We start from the raw sequence: 18,526 nt of genomic DNA, 5'->3' as shown, positions 1-18,526 counted from the left end.
ACCTCACCGTCCGGCGTGCGGGCGCGCCCGCAGCCCGTCGAGGATCTGCCCGCCGAGCATGGTGACGTCGCCCGCGCCCATGGTGATCACCACGTCGCCGGGCAGCGCCAGCGCGGCCACCTGCCTGCCGACCCGGGACATGTCCGGCTGGTAGTGCACCGGGACGGTGACCGACTGCGCCACCAGCGCGCCGTTCACCCCCGGCAGCGGCTCCTCCCGAGCCCCGTACACGTCGAGCACGACCACCTCGTCGGCCAGGCTGAGCGCGGTGCCGAACTCGGCGGCGAAGGCGGCGGTGCGGCTGTAGAGGTGCGGCTGGAAGACCACGATCACCCGGCCCGGCCGCGCCCGCGCGCCGTCGGCGGCCTCCTGCCGCACCAGCTCGGCGGCGGCGCCGAGCACGGCGCGCACCTCGGTCGGGTGGTGCGCGTAGTCGTCGAAGACCCGGACGCCGTTCTCCCTGCCGGCGAACTGGAACCGACGGTGCACCCCGCCGAACCCCTCCAGCCCCTGGATCAGCTCGTCCACGTCGGCGCCTGCCGCCCGGCCCGCCAGCAGCGCGGCCAGCGCGTTGGCCGCCATGTGCCTACCTGGCACCGCGAGCCGCAGCGCGCGCGGCGTCGGCTCGTCGTCCAGCTGGAACTGGGCGAGCCCGCCGACGTCGCGCGGCTCCCAGCTCTGCAGTCTGGCCCCGACCGGGATCGGGGCGTCGGCGAGCTCGCCGGAGCCGTAGCCGAGCACCGCGATGCCGCGCTCGGCCAGCCGGGGGGCGACCCGCTCGGCCAGCGCGCGCGAGCCGGGGTCGTCCAGGCAGACCACGAGCAGCCCGCCGGGGGCGAGGCGGTCGGCGAAGTCGTCGAAGACCTGGGTGTAGGCCTCCGGGGTGCCGAAGAAGTCGAGGTGGTCGGATTCCACGTTGGTGACCACCGCGACGTCCGGGTCGTACTGCAGCAGCGAGCCGTCGCTCTCGTCCGCCTCGGCGACGAAGATGCCGCCGGTGCCGTGGTGCGCGTTGGTACCCGCCTCGTTCAGCTCGCCGCCGACCGCGAAGGACGGGTCGAAGCCGCAGTGCTGCAGCGCCACGATGAGCATGGAGGTGGTCGAGGTCTTGCCGTGCGTGCCGGAGACCAGCAGCGTGCGGTGCCCGCGCATGAGCGCGGCGAGCACGGCGGGGCGCAGCAGCACCGGGATCTCGCGGCGGCGCGCCTCGACCAGCTCGGGGTTGGTCTTGGGGATGGCGGCGAAGGTGGTGACGACGGCGGTCGGGCCGCCGGGCAGCAGGTCGAGCGCGTTCGCGTCGTGCCCGATCCGCACCTCGGCGCCGCGCGCCCGGAGCGCGAGCACGCCGCGGCTCTCCTTGGCGTCCGAGCCGGAGACGGCGCCGCCGCGGGCGAGCAGGATGCGCGCGATGCCGGACATCCCGGCACCGCCGATGCCGACCATGTGCACCCGCTCGAGTTCCGCGGGTAGCGCGGAGCGCGCGGCTTCCGGCTCGGTCATCGGGCCGCCACCTCGCGGACGATGCGCGCGACCTCGTCGGCGGCGTCGCGATGTCCGGCGCCGGCCGCGGCGCGGCCCATCCCGGTCAGGCGTGCGGGGTCCTGGAGCAGCGGAATCACCTCGTCGATCACGTACTTCGGCGTCAACTCCGAATCGGGGACAATTCTGCCACCACCGGCGGCGACGACGGGGCGCGCGTTGAGCTCCTGCTCCCCGTTGCCGTGCGGCAGCGGCACGTAGAAGGCGGGCAGCCCGACCGCGGAGACCTCGGCCACCGTCATGGCGCCGGAGCGGCAGACCACCGCGTCGGCGGCGGCGTAGGCGAGGTCCATCCGGCTCAGGTACGGCACGGCCACATACCCGGGCTCGGACACGTCCACGGTGTTCTTCGGGCCGTGCGCGTGCAGCACCGCGATGCCGGCGGCGGCGAGCTGCGCGGCCGCGCCGGAGACGCCCTCGTTCAGCGTCCGCGCGCCCTGCGACCCGCCGAAGACCAGCAGCACCGGCCCGTCCGCGGGCAGCCCGAAGTGCGCCCGCGCCTCGGCGCGCAGCGCGGCGCGGTCCAGCGAGGTGATCGAGGTGCGCACCGGGATGCCGAGCACCTCGGCGTCGAGCCCGGAGCCGGGCACCGCCGCCAGCACCCGGGTCGCCAGGCGCGCGCCGATCTTGTTGGCGATACCCGCCTTGGCGTTGGCCTCGTGCACCACCACCGGCACCACCCGGCGCCTGCCGAGCACCCCGCGCCCGGCCGCCAGGTAGGCGGGGAGCGCGACGTAGCCGCCGAACCCGACGATCACATCCGCGCCGACCTCGTCGATCACCGCGCGGGTGCGGGCCACCGACGCGCGCACCCGGCCGGGCAGCCGGAGCAGGTCGGCGGTCGGCTTGCGCGGCAGCGGCACCGGCGGGATGAGCTCGAGCCGGTAGCCGCGCTCCGGCACCAGCCTGGTCTCCAGGCCGCGCTCGGTGCCGAGTGCGGTGATCCGCACGGTCTCGTCCTGCCTGCGCAGCGCGTCGGCGACCGCGAGTGCCGGCTCGATGTGGCCGGCGGTGCCACCTCCCGCCACGATCACCGAAAGCCCGGATCGCCGCGCGGGTCGCACGTCACTCACCTGGATCTACCTCGTTCTCTCGCATGGGGCATGGGATAGCTCGGCTCCCAGGCCCTGGTCGCGCGGAGCGACCCGGTGCCACGGGATTCCCCGGAGCGCCTGCGCGGCGGCTCCGGAAGGTCGGCGGGCCTGCCGCGGCCCTTGCGGCCGCCCTCGGCGCCGCCGCGGCCGTTGGGCGGACGGCCGGGGCCGCGGCGGTTCACCGACCGGGCCCGCGCCTGCTCGGCCCGCACCGGCGAGTACACCTCGGGCTTCGGCAGCCGGAGCAGCCTGCTCACCCGGCCGTCCTGCCCGGCGTTCAGCGCGGAGACGGCCTCGGGTTCGTGCCTGGCGGCATTGGCGATGATGCCGAACATGAACAGCGTGATGGCCAGCGACGACCCGCCCGCGGAGACCAGCGGCAGCTGCAACCCGGTGACCGGGAGCAGCCCGACCACGTAGCCGATGTTGATCAGCGCCTGGCTGGTGATCCAGGTGGTCGCGGTGGCGATCAGGATCTTGAGGAAGGGGTCGGCCGAGCGGGTCGCGATCCGCAGCCCGGTGTAGACGAAGAGCGCGAAGAGCCCGAGGACCAGCATGCAGCCGAGGAAGCCGAGCTCCTCGCCGATGATGGCGAAGATGAAGTCGTTGTGCGAGTTCGGCAGGTAGCTCCACTTGGCCCGGCTCTGGCCGAGCCCGCGCCCCCAGATGCCGCCGTCGGCCAGCGAGTACATGGCCTGGCGGGCCTGGTAGCCGATGCCCTGCGGGTCGTCGCCGGGGTTGAAGAAGGCGCGCATGCGGTCGGAGCGGTAGCCGGCCGAGAGCGCGAGCACGACCGCCGCCACCACGCCGGAGGCGGCGATGGTGACGAAGAGCCGGGCGGGCAGCCCGCCGAACCAGAGCAGCGCCATCAGCACGATGCCGAGCGCGATGGTGGTGGAGAGGTTGGGCTGCAGCACGACGAGCAGGCAGACCAGCAGCCCGGCCGGGACCAGCGGGACCAGCAGCTCCTTGAGCGTGGCGCGCTCGGAGCGGCGCGAGGCGAGCAGGTGCGCGCCCCACACCACCAGGCTGACCTTGATCACCTCGGAGGGCTGGATGGAGATCGGCCCGATCACCAGCCAGCGCCGCGCGCCCTGCACCTCGGAGCCGATCCCGGGCAGCAGCACCAGCAGCAGCGCCAGCACCGAGAGCGCGAAGACCGGGAAGGACCACTGCCGCAGCCTGCGCAGCGGAATCCGGAGCGCCAGGTAGAACAGGACGAGCCCGATCCCGGCGAACATGGCCTGCTGCGCGAAGAGCGAGTAGGCCGAGCCGCCGTCGGCGTACGCCTCGACGCTGGAGGCCGAGAGCACCATGACCAGCCCGAGCACGGTGAGCAGGGTGGCGATCGTGACGATCAGGTGGAACGACGCCAGCGGGCGCGCCAGCCAGGCGCCGAAGCGCGTCGCCGTGCTCTCCGCCCGCCGGGTCGCCGTGGTCACGAGCGCCGCCCGATATCGCTCTCCTGCAGTGCGTTGACGGCCTCGGCGAAGCTGCGGCCGCGGTGCGTGTAGTCGGCGAACATGTCCAGCGAGGCGGCGGCGGGGGCGAGCAGCACGGCGTCGCCCGAGTCGGCGAGCCCGGCGGCCAGCCGCACCGCCTCGGCCATCACCGCATCCGCCTTCATGGTGGCATCGTCTCGCGCCTGCACCTCGACCACGGGGACTTCCGGGGCGTGTCGCGCCAGCGCGGCCGCGATGACCGGCGCGTCCACCCCGATCAGCACCGCCCCGACGAGCCGCTCGGCGACCTCTTCGACCAGATCCTCGACGGCGGCGCCCTTGAGCTGCCCGCCCGCGACCCACACCACCGAGGCGTGCGCCAGGATCGACGACCGCGCGGCGTGCGGGTTGGTGGCCTTGGAGTCGTCGACGAACTCGACCCCGGCCAGCTCCCGGACGAACGCGGCCCGATGCGGCCCGACCCGGTGCTCGACCAGCCCCTCGCGCACGAACTGCGGCGCCACGTCGATCGAGCGGGTGAGCGCCGCCGCGGCCAGCGCGTCGGCCACCCCGGACGGCCCGGGCGGGCTGATGTCGCCCACCTCGGCCAGGATGGCGGCCTTGGTGAAGGCCCGGTCCAGCAGCTTGCCGTCGACCACGCCGAGCTCACCGTCGGCGGGGACGCCGATCCGGAAGCCGACGGTGCGCCGCGCCTTCGATTTGCGGGCGAGCGCGGCGGCCACCGGGTCGTCCAGCCCGACCACCCCGACCCGCCCGACCAGCGCGCGGGCCTTGGCGGCTGCGTAGGCGTCCAGCCCGCCGTGCCAGTCCAGGTGGTCCTCGGCGACGTTCAGCACCACGCCCGCCTCCGGCCGCACCGACGGCGCCCAGTGCAGCTGGAACGAGGAGAGCTCGACGGCGAGCACCTGCGGGCCCGGGTTGCGGCGCAGCGCGTCCAGGATCGGCAGCCCGATATTGCCGCAGGCCACGCTGGGGATCCCGGCGGCGCGCAGGATGGCGTGCGTCATGTTGGTCGTGGTGGTCTTGCCGTTGGTGCCGGTGATCACCAGCCATTTGCGCACCGGCCCGTACAGCCTGGCCTGGTCCACCCACCAGGCGAACTCGACGTCGCCCCAGACGGGGATGCCCGCGGTGACGGCGTTGACCAGCACCGGCGAGTCCGGGCGCCAGCCCGGCGAGGTGATCACCAGGGCGTACCGGCTCAGGTCGGCGGTCTCCAGCTCGACGCTGGTTGCCACCTCCAGGCCGAGTCCGGCCGCCTCGGCGAGCGCGGCCGCGCCCGCGTCGGTGACCACCGGGTGCGCGCCGATGTCGCGCAGCGGCTCGACCAGCGAGCGGCCGGAGACGCCCCAGCCTGCGACGAGGACGTCGCGGCCGCGCAGGAATTCCAGCATGGGGCCGGGTGAGCGCAGGGCGCGCGGAGAGTGCTCGACCATTCCGCTCAGCCGACCTGGGAGAGGTATTCGCTGTAGAACAGCCCGAGCCCGAAGGCCGAGGCCATCGCGGCGAGCAGCCAGAACCGGATGATGACGGTGGTCTCCGCCCATTTGCTCAACTCGAAGTGGTGATGGAAGGGCGCCATCTTGAACAGCCGGTTCCGCGTGGTCCGGAAGACGACCACCTGCAGGATCACCGACATGGCCTCGGCGACGAAGAGCGCGCCGATGACGATCATGAGCAGCTCGGTGCGGGTGACGACGGAGAGCCCGGCGATCAGCCCGCCGAGCGCCAGCGAGCCGGTGTCGCCCATGAAGATCTTGGCGGGCGCCGCGTTCCACCAGAGGAAGCCGACGCAGGCCGCGCCGCCCGCGGCACAGACCAGGGCCAGGTCCAGCGGGTCGCGGACGTTGTAGCAGCCGGTCTCCGGCTTGGTCGAGCAGGCGTGGTAGTACTGCCAGAAGGTGATCACCACGTAGCCGCCGAGCACCAGGCTCATCGACCCGGCGGCGAGCCCGTCCAGCCCGTCGGTCAGGTTGACCGCGTTGGACCAGGCCACCACCACCAGGCAGACGAACACCAGGAACACCACGACGCCCATCGAGACGGTGGTGATGTCGCGGACGTAGGAGAGGTGCCTGCTCGCCGGGGTGAGCCCGTTCGCGCCCTTGAACTGCAACGCGAGGATGCCGAAGAGGATCGCGGCGGAGATCTGCCCGATGTACTTGCCCGCGGCGGTGAGGCCGAGGTTGCGCTGCTTGCGCAGCTTGATCATGTCGTCCAGGAAGCCGACCAGGCCGAGCGCGGTGGCCAGCCCGAGCACCAGCAGCGCCGAGGCCGAGGGCCCCTCGGCGTCGTAGCCGATGCCGATCAGGTGCGAGCCGAGGTATCCGGCCCAGATGCCGATCACGATGGCGATGCCACCCATGGTCGGCGTCCCGCGCTTGGCCTGGTGGCTGGCCGGGCCGTCGACCCGGATCTCCTGGCCGAAGCCGCGCTTCGCGAAGATCGAGATCAGCAGCGGTGTGAGCAGGATCGATACGGTCAGCGCGATGGCCGCCGCGAACAGGATCTGTCTCATCGGGTTGCCTCCGTGCTTCCCGCAGGTGCGTCCGGCGGCACTGCCGATCCCCCTGTCAAATGGTCGGCGACCTCCCAGAGGCCGACCGATTGCGACGCCTTCACCAGTACCACGTCACCCGGTTCGACCTCCGCGTCGAGCAGGGCGATCGCCGCACCGATATCGGGTACGAGGATCGATTCCTCGCCCCACGAGCCTTCCATCACCGCTCCCTGGTGCATGGCCCGGGGCGGCCTTCCGGTCCCGACCACGACGAGCCGGTCCACATCCAGCCGCACCGCGAGCCGTCCGATCGCATCGTGTTCCACCACCGACTCCGGGCCGAGCTCGCCCATCTCACCGAGCACGGCCCAGCTGCGCCGCCGCCGGTCGTCGGTCCTGGCCATGGTGACCAGGGCCTTGAGCGCGGCCCGCACGGAATCGGGGTTGGCGTTGTAGGAGTCGTTGACGACGGTGACGCCGGTCGCCGTCGTCCGCACGTCCATCCGGCGCGCGGAGGCGGCGGCGGCGCCGCCGAGCGCGGCGGCGACGGTATTCAGGTCGGCGCCGCACTCCAGCGCGACGGCGGCGGCGGCGAGCGCGTTGCCCACCTGGTGCTCGCCGTGCACGGCCAGCCGCACCGGCACCTCCCCGCCGGGGGTGTGCAGGGTGAAGGCGGCGCGCGCGTGCTCGTCCAGCCTGACCTCGGTGGCCCGGATCGCGGCGGTGCTCGCCTGCCCGACGGTGACCACCCGCGCCGCGGTGCGCGCCGCCATGGCGGCGACCTGCGGGTCGTCGGCGTTCAGCACGGCGAGCCCGGTGGCGGGCAGCGCCTCCACCAGCTCGCCCTTGGTCTTCGCGATGGCCTCGCGGCTGCCGAACTCGCCGAGGTGCGCGGTGCCGACATTGAGCACCACGCCGATGGCGGGCGGGGCGATCTCGGCCAGCGCGGCGATGTGGCCGGGGCCGCGCGCGGAGAGCTCGAGGACAAGGAAGCGGGTGTCGGCGGTGGCGCGCAGCGCCGTCCAGGGGTGGCCGAGCTCGTTGTTGAACGAGCCGGGCGGGGCCACCACGCTGCCGAGCGGGCGCAGCACGGCGGCGAGCAGATCCTTGGTCGAGGTCTTGCCGGAGGAGCCGGTCACGCCGACCACCGTGAGCGAGCCCGCCGCGCTGAGCCGCTGCACGACGGCCCTGGCCAGGGCGCCGAGCGCGGCCAGCACCGCGGCGCCGGAGCCGTCGGTGTCGTGCTCGACCACCATCGCGCCCGCGGAGACCTGACCCGGCCGCGGCTCGACCACGACGGCGGGAACGCCGACCGGGCGGGCCGCGAGCACCGCGACCGCGCCGTCCGCGACGGCGCCCGCCGCGAAGTCGTGGCCGTCCGACCTGGCGCCGGGGAGGGCGAGGAAGAGATCGCCGGTGCCGATCCTGCGCGAGTCGAACTCGACGCCGCCGGTCACCGCCGCCTCGGGGTCGGGGACGTCGTGCAGCGTGCCGCCGACGATCTCCGCGATCTCCCGCAGTGTCATCACGATCATGGAACTCTCGAGTCCTCTGTCGTCGAGCCGATCGCCGCCAGCGCGGCGGCGAGCACCTCGCGGTCGTCGAAGGGGTGCTTGACCCCGGCGATCTCCTGGCCGGTCTCGTGCCCCTTGCCCGCGATCAGCACCACGTCGCCCGCGCGCGCCCAGCGCACCGCGGCGGCGACGGCGGCGGCGCGGTCGCCGACCTCGCGCACCTCGCCGCGCTCGGCCTCCGGCACGGCGAGCGCGCCCGCGCGCAGCGCGGCCCTGATGGTGGCCGGGTCCTCGCTGCGCGGGTTGTCGTCGGTGATCACGGTCAGGTCGGCGCCGCGCGCGGCGGCCGCGCCCATCAGCGGGCGCTTGCCCGCGTCCCGGTCGCCACCGGCGCCGACCACGACGGCCACCCGGCCGGAGGTCTGGGCGCGCAGCGTGGCGAGGACCGACTCCACCGCGGCAGGCTTGTGCGCGTAGTCGACGACGGCGAGGAAGTTTTGGCCGCGCGTTACCCTCTGCATGCGGCCGGGGACGTCGACCGATGCCAGCGCGGCGGCGGCCTGTGCCGCGTCCACGCCAGCGGCGGCGCACACCGCGACGGCGAGCAGTCCGTTCGCCACGTTGTAGCGGCCGGGCAGGCGCAGCCGCACCGGGATCCGGCCGTCCGGCCCCGCGGCGACGAACTCCTGCTCGCCGCCGGCGATCGTGGTGACGTCACCGGCGACAGTCCAGTCGGCCGCCACAGCGGCCGGATCTTCGGTCGGCCGAGCGGAGTCCGTCGCGGCAGCGGCGGCAGGCTTCGCTGCCTCCGCCCCGGCCGGGGATGCGGGCTCGGTGCGGACCGTGACGGGGTTCGGCAGGGCGGCGGCGAGGCGCCGACCCCACTCCTGGTCCACGCAGACCACGGCGGTCCGCGCCGCGATCGGCGAACCCACCTCGAAGAGCCTGCGCTTGGCGGCGAAGTAGTCCTCGAAGTCGGCGTGGAAGTCCAGGTGGTCCTGGGAGAGGTTGGTGAAGGCGCCGACGTCGAAGCGCACCCCGTCCACCCGGCCGAGCGCGAGCGCGTGGCTGGACACCTCCATCACCACGGCATCCACCCCCTGCTCGACCATGGCCGCGAACATGGCGTGCAGCTGCGGCGCCTCCGGCGTGGTCAGCGCGCTCGGCACCCGCCGCCCGCCGATCCGCGTCTCGATGGTGCCGATCAGCCCGGTGGCGAGCCCGGCCGCGGCCAGCCCCGCCTCGACCAGGTACGACGTGGTGGTCTTGCCGGAGGTGCCGGTGATGCCGACGATCGTCAGCCGCTGAGACGGGTGGCCGTAGATCAGCGCGGAGAGCTCGCCGAGCACCGCGCGCGGCTCCTCGCGCACCAGCACCGGCACCCCGAGGTCGCCCAGTTCGGCGGCGCCCGCCGGGTCGGTGAAGATCGCGACTGCGCCGCGCGCCACCGCGTCCGCGGCGAACCGGGCGCCGTGCGCGCGGGCGCCGGGCAGCGCGGCGAACAGATCACCGGCCAGCACCGCGTTCGAGCGCTGCTCGATACCGGTGACGGTCACCCCCGTCGGCGTGGCCCGATCGACATCGGCGGTCGGGTCCGCCGAACGTGCTCCGGTGGCTTCCAGCAGGACGGGCAACGGCGTCGACGGCGGCTGGGCCGGCCGGAGCGTCTGCGGGCTGGACTGCGCAGCCACCTTGCTCCTTCTCTCGGGGCGGACATGTCCGATCGAACATGCCGCGTACGAACACGACTGGGACGGGGAGTCAGGTTACCGACGCGCGCCCCGGCCCGAGCAACGCGCCTCTGGTTACCGCTCCGGCCCGGCCGCGCGCCCGCCGCGACCGGCCGCCCGCCGTCGCCGAACCCGCTGGTCGTCGCAGATCACCCGGGGTTCCCACCGCTTCAGGACGCCTGCAGGACGAACGGCCCCGGCGGCGCGGGCGACGGCGGGACCGCGTCGCGCTGCAGCGCCCAGGAGGCGATGTTGTGGAAGAGCGGCGCCGCCGACTGCCCGCCGCCGCCGTCCGAGCTGCGCTGCGGATTGTCCAGCATGATCCCGACGACGTAGCGCGGGTCGTCGGCGGGCGCGATCCCGGCGAAGGTGATCCAGTAGCTGGAGCTGGAGTAGCACTTGCACTGCTGGTCGATCTGCTGCGCGGTGCCGGTCTTGCCCGCGATCTGGTACCCGGTGACGGCGCCGGAGGCACCGGTGCCCATCTGCACGCCGCGCGGGTCGCGCTGCACCACCGACTGGAACATGGTGCGCAGCGTGGCCGCGGTCGCCGGGCTCACCACCCGCACCCCGTCCGGCTGCGGCTCGTCGGTGCGCGCGCCGTCCGGCCCGATGGTGGCCCTGACGACGCGCGGCGGAATCCGCACGCCGTCGTTGGCGATGGCCTGGTACATGCCGGTCATCTGCAGCGTGGTCATCGAGAGGCCCTGGCCGATCGGCAGGTTGGCGAAGGTGCCGCCGGACCACTGGTCCCGCGCGGGCACCTGCCCCGCGCTCTCGCCGGGCAGCCCGACGCCGCTGCGCCTGCCGAGCCCGAACCGGCCCACCAGGTCGGCGAAGCGGTCCTCGCCGACTCGCTGCGCCAGCATGAGCGTGCCGACATTGGACGACTTCCCGAAGATTCCGGTGGTGGTGTACGGCGCGACGCCGTGCTCCCAGGCGTCGTTCACGGTGACCCCGGCCATCCGGATCTCGCCGGGCACCTGCAGCACCTCGTCCGGGGTCGTCAGCCCGTACTCGATGGCCGCGGCCGCGGTGATGATCTTGTTCACCGAGCCGGGCTCGAAGGGCTCGGTCACCGAGGGGTTGCTCATGTCCGCGTTCGACCAGAACTGCGGGCCGAGCGCGGGGTTGAAGGTGTTGTCGTTGGCCATGGCGAGCACCTGGCCGGTGCGCGCGTCCAGCACCACCGCGGAGGCGCCCTGCGCGCCGGAGAGCTCCTTGGCCTGCTGCACCTGCTGCTGCACGTAGTACTGCAGATCCTGGTCAAGGGTCAGCTCGACGGTGTTGCCGTTCACCGCGGGCTGCCGGTCGCGCCAGCTGCCCGGGATCACCGCGCCGTCCGAGCCGCGGTCGTAGGTGTGCGAGCCGTCGGTGCCGGCCAGCAGCGAGTCCATCGACGACTCCAGCCCGATCTGGCCGTGGCCGTCCCACCCGGTGGCGCCGAGCAGGTTGGCGGCGAGCGCCCCGCCCGGATATTCGCGCAGGTCCTGCCGCTCGGTGCCGACCTCGGGGAACTTCAGCTTGAGCTCGGCGGCGATCCGCGGGTCGACGCCGCGCGCCAGGTAGACGAAGGTCTCGTCGCCGCGCAGCTTGGCCAGCAGCTCCTTCTCCGATGGGCCCGCGGGGCCGAGCTTGGCGTTGACGGTGTCCGCGATCTCGAGCAGCCGCTTGTCCGGCTCCGGGGCGGTGTCGTCCTTCTCGCGCGCGGCGGCGAGCTCCTGGCGCACCCGGACCGGCTGGAAGGTGAGCGCCTTCGCGGTCACGGTGAAGGCGAGCGGCTTCCCGTTGCGGTCCACGATCGGGCCGCGGGTGGCGGGCTCGATCTGCCTGGTGGTGCGCTGGCTCGCGGCCTGCGCGGAAAGTCCGGGCGCGGCGATGCTCTGCACCCAGAGCAGCTGCAGCGCGACCACGGCGAGCGCCACCAGCATGGCGATCCGGCCCGCGCCGAGCCGCAGCCGGGAGGAGCGGTCGGCGCCGAGCCGGGTGGCACCGCTGGTGGCGTCGCGCGGGGCGCCGGTGGGGCGGGCGGCGGCGGAGCCGGAGGGGCGGGAGGCGGCCGAGCCGGAGCGGCGCTGCGGGCCGGACGGGGTCCGGGCCCGCGGCGAGCGGCCGCCCCTGTTCTCCCTCACCGGTCGTCCGCATCGGGGCGGGTGAGGCCGGTGGCGCCGGGGGCGGGGACCACGGTGCCCGGAGCGGCGATGTCGCCGGTTCCGGGGGCGACGGGGTCGGTTGCGGCGGGATCGCCCGCGCCGGGCGCGGCAGCACCGCCGGGCGCGGCGGGAGTACCGGGGCCGGGCGCGGTGGCGTCGCCCGCGGCAGGAGTACCTGGGCCGGGCGCGGCGGGGTCGCCCGCGCCGGGAAGCGGGGAGATCGCCGGATCCGGCACGGTGCCGGGCGCAGGCGCGCTCGCGCCGGGGGCCGTCGCACCGGGAGCCGTCGCACCGGGAGCCGCCGCACCGGGAGCCGCCGCGCCGGGAGCCGTCGCCCCGGGAGCGGTCGCCCCGGGAGCCGTCGCGCCGGTTCCGTTCGCGCCCTCGGGGACCGGGCCGCCGGTGGCGGGGTCGATCGGGACGCCGAGCGTGCCGACCCCGGCGCCGGGCGCGGCACCCGGCTGCGCCGCGGTGGGCGCGGGAGCGGGGGCGGGCCCCGAACCCGGGAGCGGCAGCGCGGTCACCGGGACCACCCGCTCACCGCGGTTGTTGTTCAGCGGCGGCACCGAAGCACCCTGCGCGGCCGTCGGCTCACCGACCACGGTGACCGTCCCGTCCGGCGCGAGCACCAACCGAGCCGGATCGATCGCCGGAATCATGCCGAGTTCCCGTGCGCGATTGGCGAGTTCGGGCGCCGAATCCGCCGCCTCGACCTCGCGCAGCAGCGCGGCCCGCTCGTCGAGCAGCTTCTGGTTCGCCGCGCGCAGATCGCTGAGCTGGTAACTGTCCTCCGCGGCGCGGGTGGTGAGCAGCAGCGTGCAGGCGAGCCCGCAGCCGAGCAGCACGAGGATGACGATCACGAACGGAATCCGCCCGGTCGCCGCCGCGCTGCGCACCGCCGAGGCGGCGGGCAGCAGCCCGAGCTGCTCGGCCCGCAGCCGCCTGCGCGTGTACGCCCGCTGCGCCGCACCGGATTTCACCCGCTCGGCCGCCTGCACCCGGCGGGCGAGCCGCCCCGGCGCCTCCGCCGCCCGCGCCCGCACACTCATGAGATGGGCCCCTCCTCGATCCGCTCCACCGCACGCAGCCGCACCGGGGCGGCGCGCGGATTCTCCTCGATCTCCGCGTCGGTGGCCTTCTCCGCACCGCGGGTGAGCAGCCGGAAGGTCGGGCCCATGCCGGGCAGCTCCATCGGGAGCCCGGCCGGGGTGCGGGAGACCGTGTGCTTCGCCAGTTCCTGTTTGACCACGCGGTCTTCCAGCGACTGGTAGGCGAGCACGACGAGCCGCCCGCCGACCCGCAGCGCGTCGAGCGCGGCGGGCAGCGCGGCCCGCAGCGAGTCGAGTTCGGCGTTCACCTCCACCCGCAGGGCCTGGAAGGTGCGCTTGGCCGGGTGCCCGCCGGTGCGGCGGGTGGCGGCGGGGATGGTGGCGTAGAGCAGTTCGACGAGTTCGGCGCTGGTCCGGAACGGCCGCTGCTGCCTGCGGCGCAGCACCTCGGAGGCGATCTTGCCCGCGAAGCGCTCCTCGCCGTAGGTCTTCAGCACCCGGGCCAGGTCGCCGTGGCTGTAGGTGTTGAGCACGTCGGCGGCGGTGGGGCCGGTGGTCGGGTCCATCCGCATGTCGAGCGGCGCGTCGATGGAGTAGGCGAAACCGCGCTCGGCCAGATCGAGCTGCATGGACGAGACGCCGAGGTCCATCAGGATTCCGGAGACACCGCCGCTGCCGACCCCGGCGCGCTCCAGCGCCTCCGGGATGCCGTCGTAGCGGGTGTGCACCAGGGTGACCCGGTCGGCGTAGGGCGCGAGCCGGGCGCCCGCGAGTTCCAGCGCGGTGGTGTCCCGGTCCAGCCCGACCAGCCGGAGCTCCGGGTACTCGCGCAGGAAGTGCTCGGCGTGCCCGCCGAGGCCGAGGGTGGCGTCCAGGTAGACGGCGCCGGGGGCGTCGAGCGCGGGGCCGAGGAGGGAATCACACCGCCGGAGCAGCACCGGCACGTGCCGGGGGCCTGGCTGTGCGTCGTGCACCTCGACCTCCTGGATTCCGGCTGAGAAGCGCTGTCGGCGGCGAATGCGCCGTGGTCTCTGACCGAGGCGCGGCACCTGGCGTCGGGGAAGTACGTCAGGGTCCACGTCCGGGCAGAGGCCGCGGCGCACTCGCCTGCTCCGGGGGCTAGAAGATCGTGCCCAGCGACTCGTTGCTCCCTTGCGCGTAGTCCTCCTCGTGATCGGCGAGGTAGGACTCCCACGCCTGCTTGTCCCAGATCTCCAGGAATTCGATCGACCCGTTCACCACGCAGTCCCTGCTGAGGTTGGCGTAGCGGCGATGATCGACCGAGAGGGTGATGCGACCCTGGGCATCCGGACGCTGCTCGTCGGTGCCCGCCGCCAGTGCGCGCACGAAGGCGCGCGCCTGCGGATCGGTGCGGGACGCCGCCGCGGCGCGCTGCGCGAGTTCCGCGAACGCCTCCCGCGGATAGACGGCAAGGCTGTGGTCCTGACCCTTCGTGACCATCAACCCTCCCGCCAGATCGTCTCGAAATTTCGCGGGCAACGTGAGTCGCCCCTTGTCGTCCAGCCGCGGGGTGTAGGTACCGAAGAACACTTCGACACCTCCCTACCGAAGCAACCGGATGGCCTCCTGTAGTGCGCGCTCCACATTACCCCACTTTCCCCCACTTTCAATCGAAACCGGAGGTGATCTGGCTCCCCGGAAAACGGTTCGCGCAGGTCACTCCAGCTATCACCGGAGTGGGGGGTGCAATACGTGTTCGACCCGGCCCGGCGATTCCTTTCGGCTATGGCCGGGAAACGCTCAGCAAACGCCCTGGTGCGAGGGTTGCGAAGATCGCCGGGCGCGCCGGTGGGGACGGGTGGGGCGGCCCGTGGAGCGGAGTGGGAGATGGCGCGCGGGGCAGGCCGGGGGCGCTCCGGATCAGGCGGCAAATGTCGGCGCGCCGCGGACACGTCGATGACGGCGGCGCCGCAACCCGGGGGGTGCGGCGCCGCCGTCATCGTTCGATGTGCGCGGAGGGGCGGAGCGTCAGTCCTGTTCGAAGCGCTTGCGGAAGCGGTCCTCCATGCGCTCGGAGAAGCCGCCGGAGCGGCGCTGCTGCCGACCGCCGCGGGGCTGGGCGCGGCCACCGGCGGCACCGCCGCCCGCCTCCGTTCCCTCGGCCCGCGCTGCCGCCCGGGAGCCCCCGACCAGCAGCAGGACACCCGCGCCGAACATGACGATGAAACCGACCAGGCTGATGACGGGGAACCCGCCCGGCCGGACCGGAATGGCGATGCCGGCGATCAGCAGGACGAGCCCGAGCACGAAGAGCGCTCCGGCCTGCAGTCTGCGGCGGCTCGTCGTTGTGCGGAGGCGCCCGCCGCGGACGGACGACGCGAATTTCGGATCCTCAGCATAGAGCGCGCTCTCGATCTGTTCGAGCATGCGCTGCTCGTGCTCGGAGAGTGGCACGGTACCTCCCCCGGCACTAGGGCGTGGCGGTCGCCTACCCGGACGGTGCGTAGGCGACAGATAGCCGACCTTGGCGGCTGTCCGCTACCCATGATACGAGTTCGATCAGGGGCGTACCACCTACTCGGCCATAACCACAGGGTGTCGGCCACAACCACCGCGGCGGGTCAGGCCGACATTCCCCCGGTCCAGCCCGGAGCGGGGCGCAGCCGGGCCGCGCTGGCCAGCAGATCTTCCACGTCGTGCAGGAAGGCGCCGACCCGGGAATGGAACTCGACCGCCTCCTGCCTGCCGATCTCGCGGTCGAGCCCGGCCTCGAGTGCGGCCCGCAGTTCGGAGTGCGCGCTGAAGTAATCGGCCCACATGACGAACTCGGGGGCGGCGCGCTGCAGCAGCACCCAGGCATTGCGGGAGCGGGCCCGCGGCGCGGTGTCGGCGCCGGTGTAAGCGAGTACCGCGCCCGCGCCACGCAGCGCGGCCAGGTAGGCGGTGCGGAAGCACTCCCTCGGGTCCGGCTCGCCCGCCGCGGCCATGAGCAGGCCGTCGGCCTTCCGCAGCAGGCTGCCCGCCCGGCCGCGCCGCGCGGACGAATCACCGGTGGGCGGCCCCATCCCGGCCCGGGCCCTGGCCGAAGCACCCATGCCGGAGGCGGTTCGATTGCCGTCGGACATCAGCGGTCCCTCCACAGTCGCGCACCTGGACTATCGTGCTGACAGGGGCTGAGCAGCAGCCCGGATGGACAGCAGATCGAACAGGCATTCGAACAATTCCATTGCCACCGACTATAGAGCGAGCCACCGACATGTCGACCGGATCCGCGATCCCGCGGGCAGGCGCAGGTCCGTCGGCCGCCCCCGACCGACGGAAGACATGAGCGCCGCCACCACCGATCACCTGCCAGCGCCGACCATCGTCGACCTCTCGGTCCCGGCCCTGCGCGCCCGGCTGCCCGACGCACTCGGCGTCTACGTCGCGGCCATGGCCTACCCGCGCGGCACCGAGAACCACCGCGCCCCGATGTGGACCGAGCACACCACCCGGCCGGGCTGGCGCGCCGTCGCCGCGGTGCAGCCGGACGAGTACGGCCGGGTCGACCTCGGCTCCGCGCCGATCCTCGCCGTCGCCTACGGCTACCGGGGCGCGCCGCACCAGTGGTGGCACCAGCAGGTGCACGCCGGGATGCGGCGCTGCGGCTGGACCGAGCCCGCCACCAGGGACCTGCTCACCGACTACTTCGAGCTCACCGAGCTGCACGTGCACCCGGCCGCGCAGGGGCGCGGGCTGGGCGCGACGCTGCTCACCCGGCTGCTGCAGGACCGGCCGGAGCGCTCGGTGCTGCTCTCCACCCCCGAGGTCGCGGCCGAGGACAACCGCGCCTGGCGGCTCTACCGGCGCACCGGCTTCTCCGATGTGATCAGGCACTTCGTCTTCGCCGGCGACAACCGGCCGTTCGCGGTGCTCGGCCGCTCGCTGCCGCTGTGAGCGCCGCCTGCGACGTCGCCGTCGTCGGCTCCGGCCACAACGCCCTCGTCGCCGCCTGCTACCTGGCCCGCGCCGGGGAGCGGGTGGTGGTGCTCGAGCGCGACGAGGTGATCGGCGGCGCCGTCTCCACGGTGGAGCGGTTCCCCGGGTACGCGGTGGACCGCGGCTCGTCGGCGCACCTCATGGTGCGGCACACCGGGATCGTCGAGGAGCTCGAGCTGGACCGGTTCGGGCTGCGCTACGTCGACTGCGACCCGTGGGCCTTCGTGCCCGGCGAGCCGCCGCTGATCTTCGCCCGCGACCTGGAGCGCACCTGCGCGAGCATCGAGGCGGCCTGCGGCGCGCGCGACGCCGACGCCTACCGCCGCTTCGTCGGGGTGTGGGGGCCGCGTAGCGCCCGGGTCATGCGGGCCTTCGGCGTGCCGCCCACCGGCGGCAAGCTGGCCCGCGCCTTCTGGGGGCTCAGCGCGCCGGACGGCGGCGCCGCGCTGTCGAGGGAGTTCCTGCAGTCCGGGGACGCGCTGCTGGACGCGACCTTCGAGAGCGAGCGGCTGCGCGCCGCGCTCGCCTGGTTCGGGGCGCAGTCCGGGCCGCCCATGTCGGAGCCGGGAACCGCGCCGATGATCGGCTTCGCCGCGCTCATGCACACGCTGCCGCCGGGGCGCGCGGTCGGCGGCAGCGGGGCGCTCACCGCCGCGCTCGCCGCCCGGCTGCGCGCCGACGGCGGCGAGCTGCGCACCGGTGACGCGGTCGCCGCGCTGCGCGGGGACGGGGACGGCTGGGAGCTGCGCACCGAGTCCGGGCAGGTGCTGCGGGCGGGCACGGTCGTCGCCGGGGCGCACGTGCTGGAGACGCTCGAGTTGCTCGGCGCGGGCGGGTTCGACGCCGCGCCGCTGGCCGACTGGCGGCGGCGGATCCGGGTCGGGCCCGGCATCGGCATGGTGGTCCGGCTCGGGACCACCGCGCTGCCCCGCTACCCCGGCGCGGAGCAGGCCGACTCGGCGACCGGGCTGCAGCTGCTCGTCCGCGACCGGCGCGCGCTCTGGGGCGCGCACGGTGCCGCGCTGGCCGGGCAGCTGCCGCCGCGGCCGGTGGTGCTCGCCATGAGCTTCAGCGCGCTCGACCCGACGATCGCGCCCCCGGAGCGGCACCAGCTCTCGCTCTGGGCGCAGTGGCACCCGTACCGGCTCGCCGACGGCGACTGGGATTCGGCCGGGGAGCGCGAGGCGGATCGGATCATCGCCGAGCTCGACGGGTTCGCCCCCGGGTTCGCGGAGACGATCGAGCACCGCTACACCCAGACCCCGCTCGACCTGGAGCGCGAGCTCGGGCTGCGCGGCGGGAACGTCATGCACGTGGAGATGTCGCTGGACCAGATGATGATGTGGCGGCCGCTGCCCGAGCTGGCGAAGGGCACCGTGCCCGGCGCGCCCGGGCTGTATCTCACCGGCGCCTCCACGCACCCGGGCGGCGGGGTCTCCGGTGCCGCCGGGCGGCGGACCGCGCAGGCGGTGCTCGGCCGGGGCGGGCCGCTGCGCCGGTTGGCGCGGGGCAAGCGGCGGTGAGGTCGGAGCACACCGGACGTTC

Annotated in this window: 15 protein-coding genes; 2 read left to right on the top strand and 13 right to left on the bottom strand. The window is 74.2% G+C overall.

Annotated features, from left to right (window positions below):
* Window positions 1-3: 3 nt before the first annotated feature.
* The 13 genes from murC to LTT61_RS26615 form a co-directional block, all read right to left on the bottom strand.
* Window positions 4-1,500 (bottom strand): UDP-N-acetylmuramate--L-alanine ligase, encoded by a 1,497-nt coding sequence (gene murC / locus LTT61_RS26675; RefSeq protein ID WP_233016762.1) that lies wholly within the window; start codon window positions 1,498-1,500, stop codon window positions 4-6.
* Window positions 1,497-2,603: an undecaprenyldiphospho-muramoylpentapeptide beta-N-acetylglucosaminyltransferase gene (gene murG, locus LTT61_RS26670; RefSeq protein ID WP_233021213.1), complete on the bottom strand. Its 1,107-nt coding sequence runs from the start codon at window positions 2,601-2,603 to the stop codon at window positions 1,497-1,499. Before murG ends, murC begins: the two co-directional genes overlap by 4 nt.
* Window positions 2,604-2,608: 5 nt before the next feature.
* A complete protein-coding gene (gene ftsW / locus LTT61_RS26665; protein WP_233016761.1) occupies window positions 2,609-4,075 on the bottom strand; it encodes a putative lipid II flippase FtsW in 1,467 nt (488 codons plus the stop codon).
* Window positions 4,072-5,490, bottom strand: coding sequence for a UDP-N-acetylmuramoyl-L-alanine--D-glutamate ligase (murD, locus tag LTT61_RS26660; protein WP_233021212.1), 1,419 nt, complete (start codon window positions 5,488-5,490; stop codon window positions 4,072-4,074). The genes ftsW and murD overlap by 4 nt, the downstream gene beginning before the upstream one ends.
* 47 nt (window positions 5,491-5,537) lie before the next feature.
* A complete protein-coding gene (mraY, locus tag LTT61_RS26655) occupies window positions 5,538-6,614 on the bottom strand; it encodes a phospho-N-acetylmuramoyl-pentapeptide-transferase (RefSeq protein WP_233016760.1) in 1,077 nt (358 codons plus the stop codon).
* Entirely contained in the window at window positions 6,611-8,131 is a 1,521-nt protein-coding gene (locus LTT61_RS26650) for a UDP-N-acetylmuramoyl-tripeptide--D-alanyl-D-alanine ligase (RefSeq protein WP_233016759.1), read from the bottom strand. Before LTT61_RS26650 ends, mraY begins: the two co-directional genes overlap by 4 nt.
* Window positions 8,128-9,801 carry a UDP-N-acetylmuramoyl-L-alanyl-D-glutamate--2,6-diaminopimelate ligase gene (locus tag LTT61_RS26645; protein ID WP_233016758.1) on the bottom strand — a complete coding sequence of 558 codons (1,674 nt, stop codon included), beginning with the start codon at window positions 9,799-9,801 and terminating at the stop codon, window positions 8,128-8,130. The genes LTT61_RS26650 and LTT61_RS26645 overlap by 4 nt, the downstream gene beginning before the upstream one ends.
* Window positions 9,802-10,010: 209 nt before the next feature.
* Window positions 10,011-11,771, bottom strand: coding sequence for a peptidoglycan D,D-transpeptidase FtsI family protein (locus LTT61_RS26640; RefSeq protein WP_233021211.1), 1,761 nt, complete (start codon window positions 11,769-11,771; stop codon window positions 10,011-10,013).
* A gap of 197 nt (window positions 11,772-11,968) precedes the next feature.
* On the bottom strand, window positions 11,969-13,042 hold the full coding sequence (locus LTT61_RS26635) for a hypothetical protein (RefSeq protein WP_233016757.1): 1,074 nt from the start codon (window positions 13,040-13,042) through the stop codon (window positions 11,969-11,971).
* Window positions 13,039-14,016, bottom strand: coding sequence for a 16S rRNA (cytosine(1402)-N(4))-methyltransferase RsmH (rsmH, locus tag LTT61_RS26630; RefSeq protein WP_233016756.1), 978 nt, complete (start codon window positions 14,014-14,016; stop codon window positions 13,039-13,041). The genes LTT61_RS26635 and rsmH overlap by 4 nt, the downstream gene beginning before the upstream one ends.
* Window positions 14,017-14,161: 145 nt before the next feature.
* Complete coding sequence (gene mraZ / locus LTT61_RS26625; protein WP_233016755.1) at window positions 14,162-14,593, bottom strand: division/cell wall cluster transcriptional repressor MraZ; 432 nt, start codon at window positions 14,591-14,593, stop codon at window positions 14,162-14,164.
* Window positions 14,594-15,031: 438 nt separating this feature from the next.
* Window positions 15,032-15,457 (bottom strand): DUF3040 domain-containing protein, encoded by a 426-nt coding sequence (locus LTT61_RS26620; protein WP_233016754.1) that lies wholly within the window; start codon window positions 15,455-15,457, stop codon window positions 15,032-15,034.
* 167 nt (window positions 15,458-15,624) lie between these two features.
* Complete coding sequence (locus LTT61_RS26615) at window positions 15,625-16,068, bottom strand: SAV_6107 family HEPN domain-containing protein (RefSeq protein WP_378649580.1); 444 nt, start codon at window positions 16,066-16,068, stop codon at window positions 15,625-15,627.
* Window positions 16,069-16,327: 259 nt separating this feature from the next.
* Here LTT61_RS26615 and LTT61_RS26610 point away from each other — a divergent pair, with 259 nt between their 5' ends.
* Together LTT61_RS26610 and LTT61_RS26605 are read left to right on the top strand one after the other, a co-directional pair.
* Window positions 16,328-16,939: a GNAT family N-acetyltransferase gene (locus LTT61_RS26610; RefSeq protein WP_233016752.1), complete on the top strand. Its 612-nt coding sequence runs from the start codon at window positions 16,328-16,330 to the stop codon at window positions 16,937-16,939.
* The gene (locus tag LTT61_RS26605; RefSeq protein ID WP_233016751.1) at window positions 16,936-18,504 is read left to right on the top strand and encodes a phytoene desaturase family protein; all 1,569 of its coding nucleotides are present in this window, start codon (window positions 16,936-16,938) and stop codon (window positions 18,502-18,504) included. Before LTT61_RS26610 ends, LTT61_RS26605 begins: the two co-directional genes overlap by 4 nt.
* Window positions 18,505-18,526 lie beyond the last annotated feature (22 nt).

This window comes from Nocardia asteroides (genome assembly GCF_021183625.1).
GTDB lineage: Bacteria > Actinomycetota > Actinomycetes > Mycobacteriales > Mycobacteriaceae > Nocardia > Nocardia asteroides_A.
Note: the sequence above shows the minus strand (reverse complement) of the source record. Positions and strands in the feature narration are given on the sequence as shown.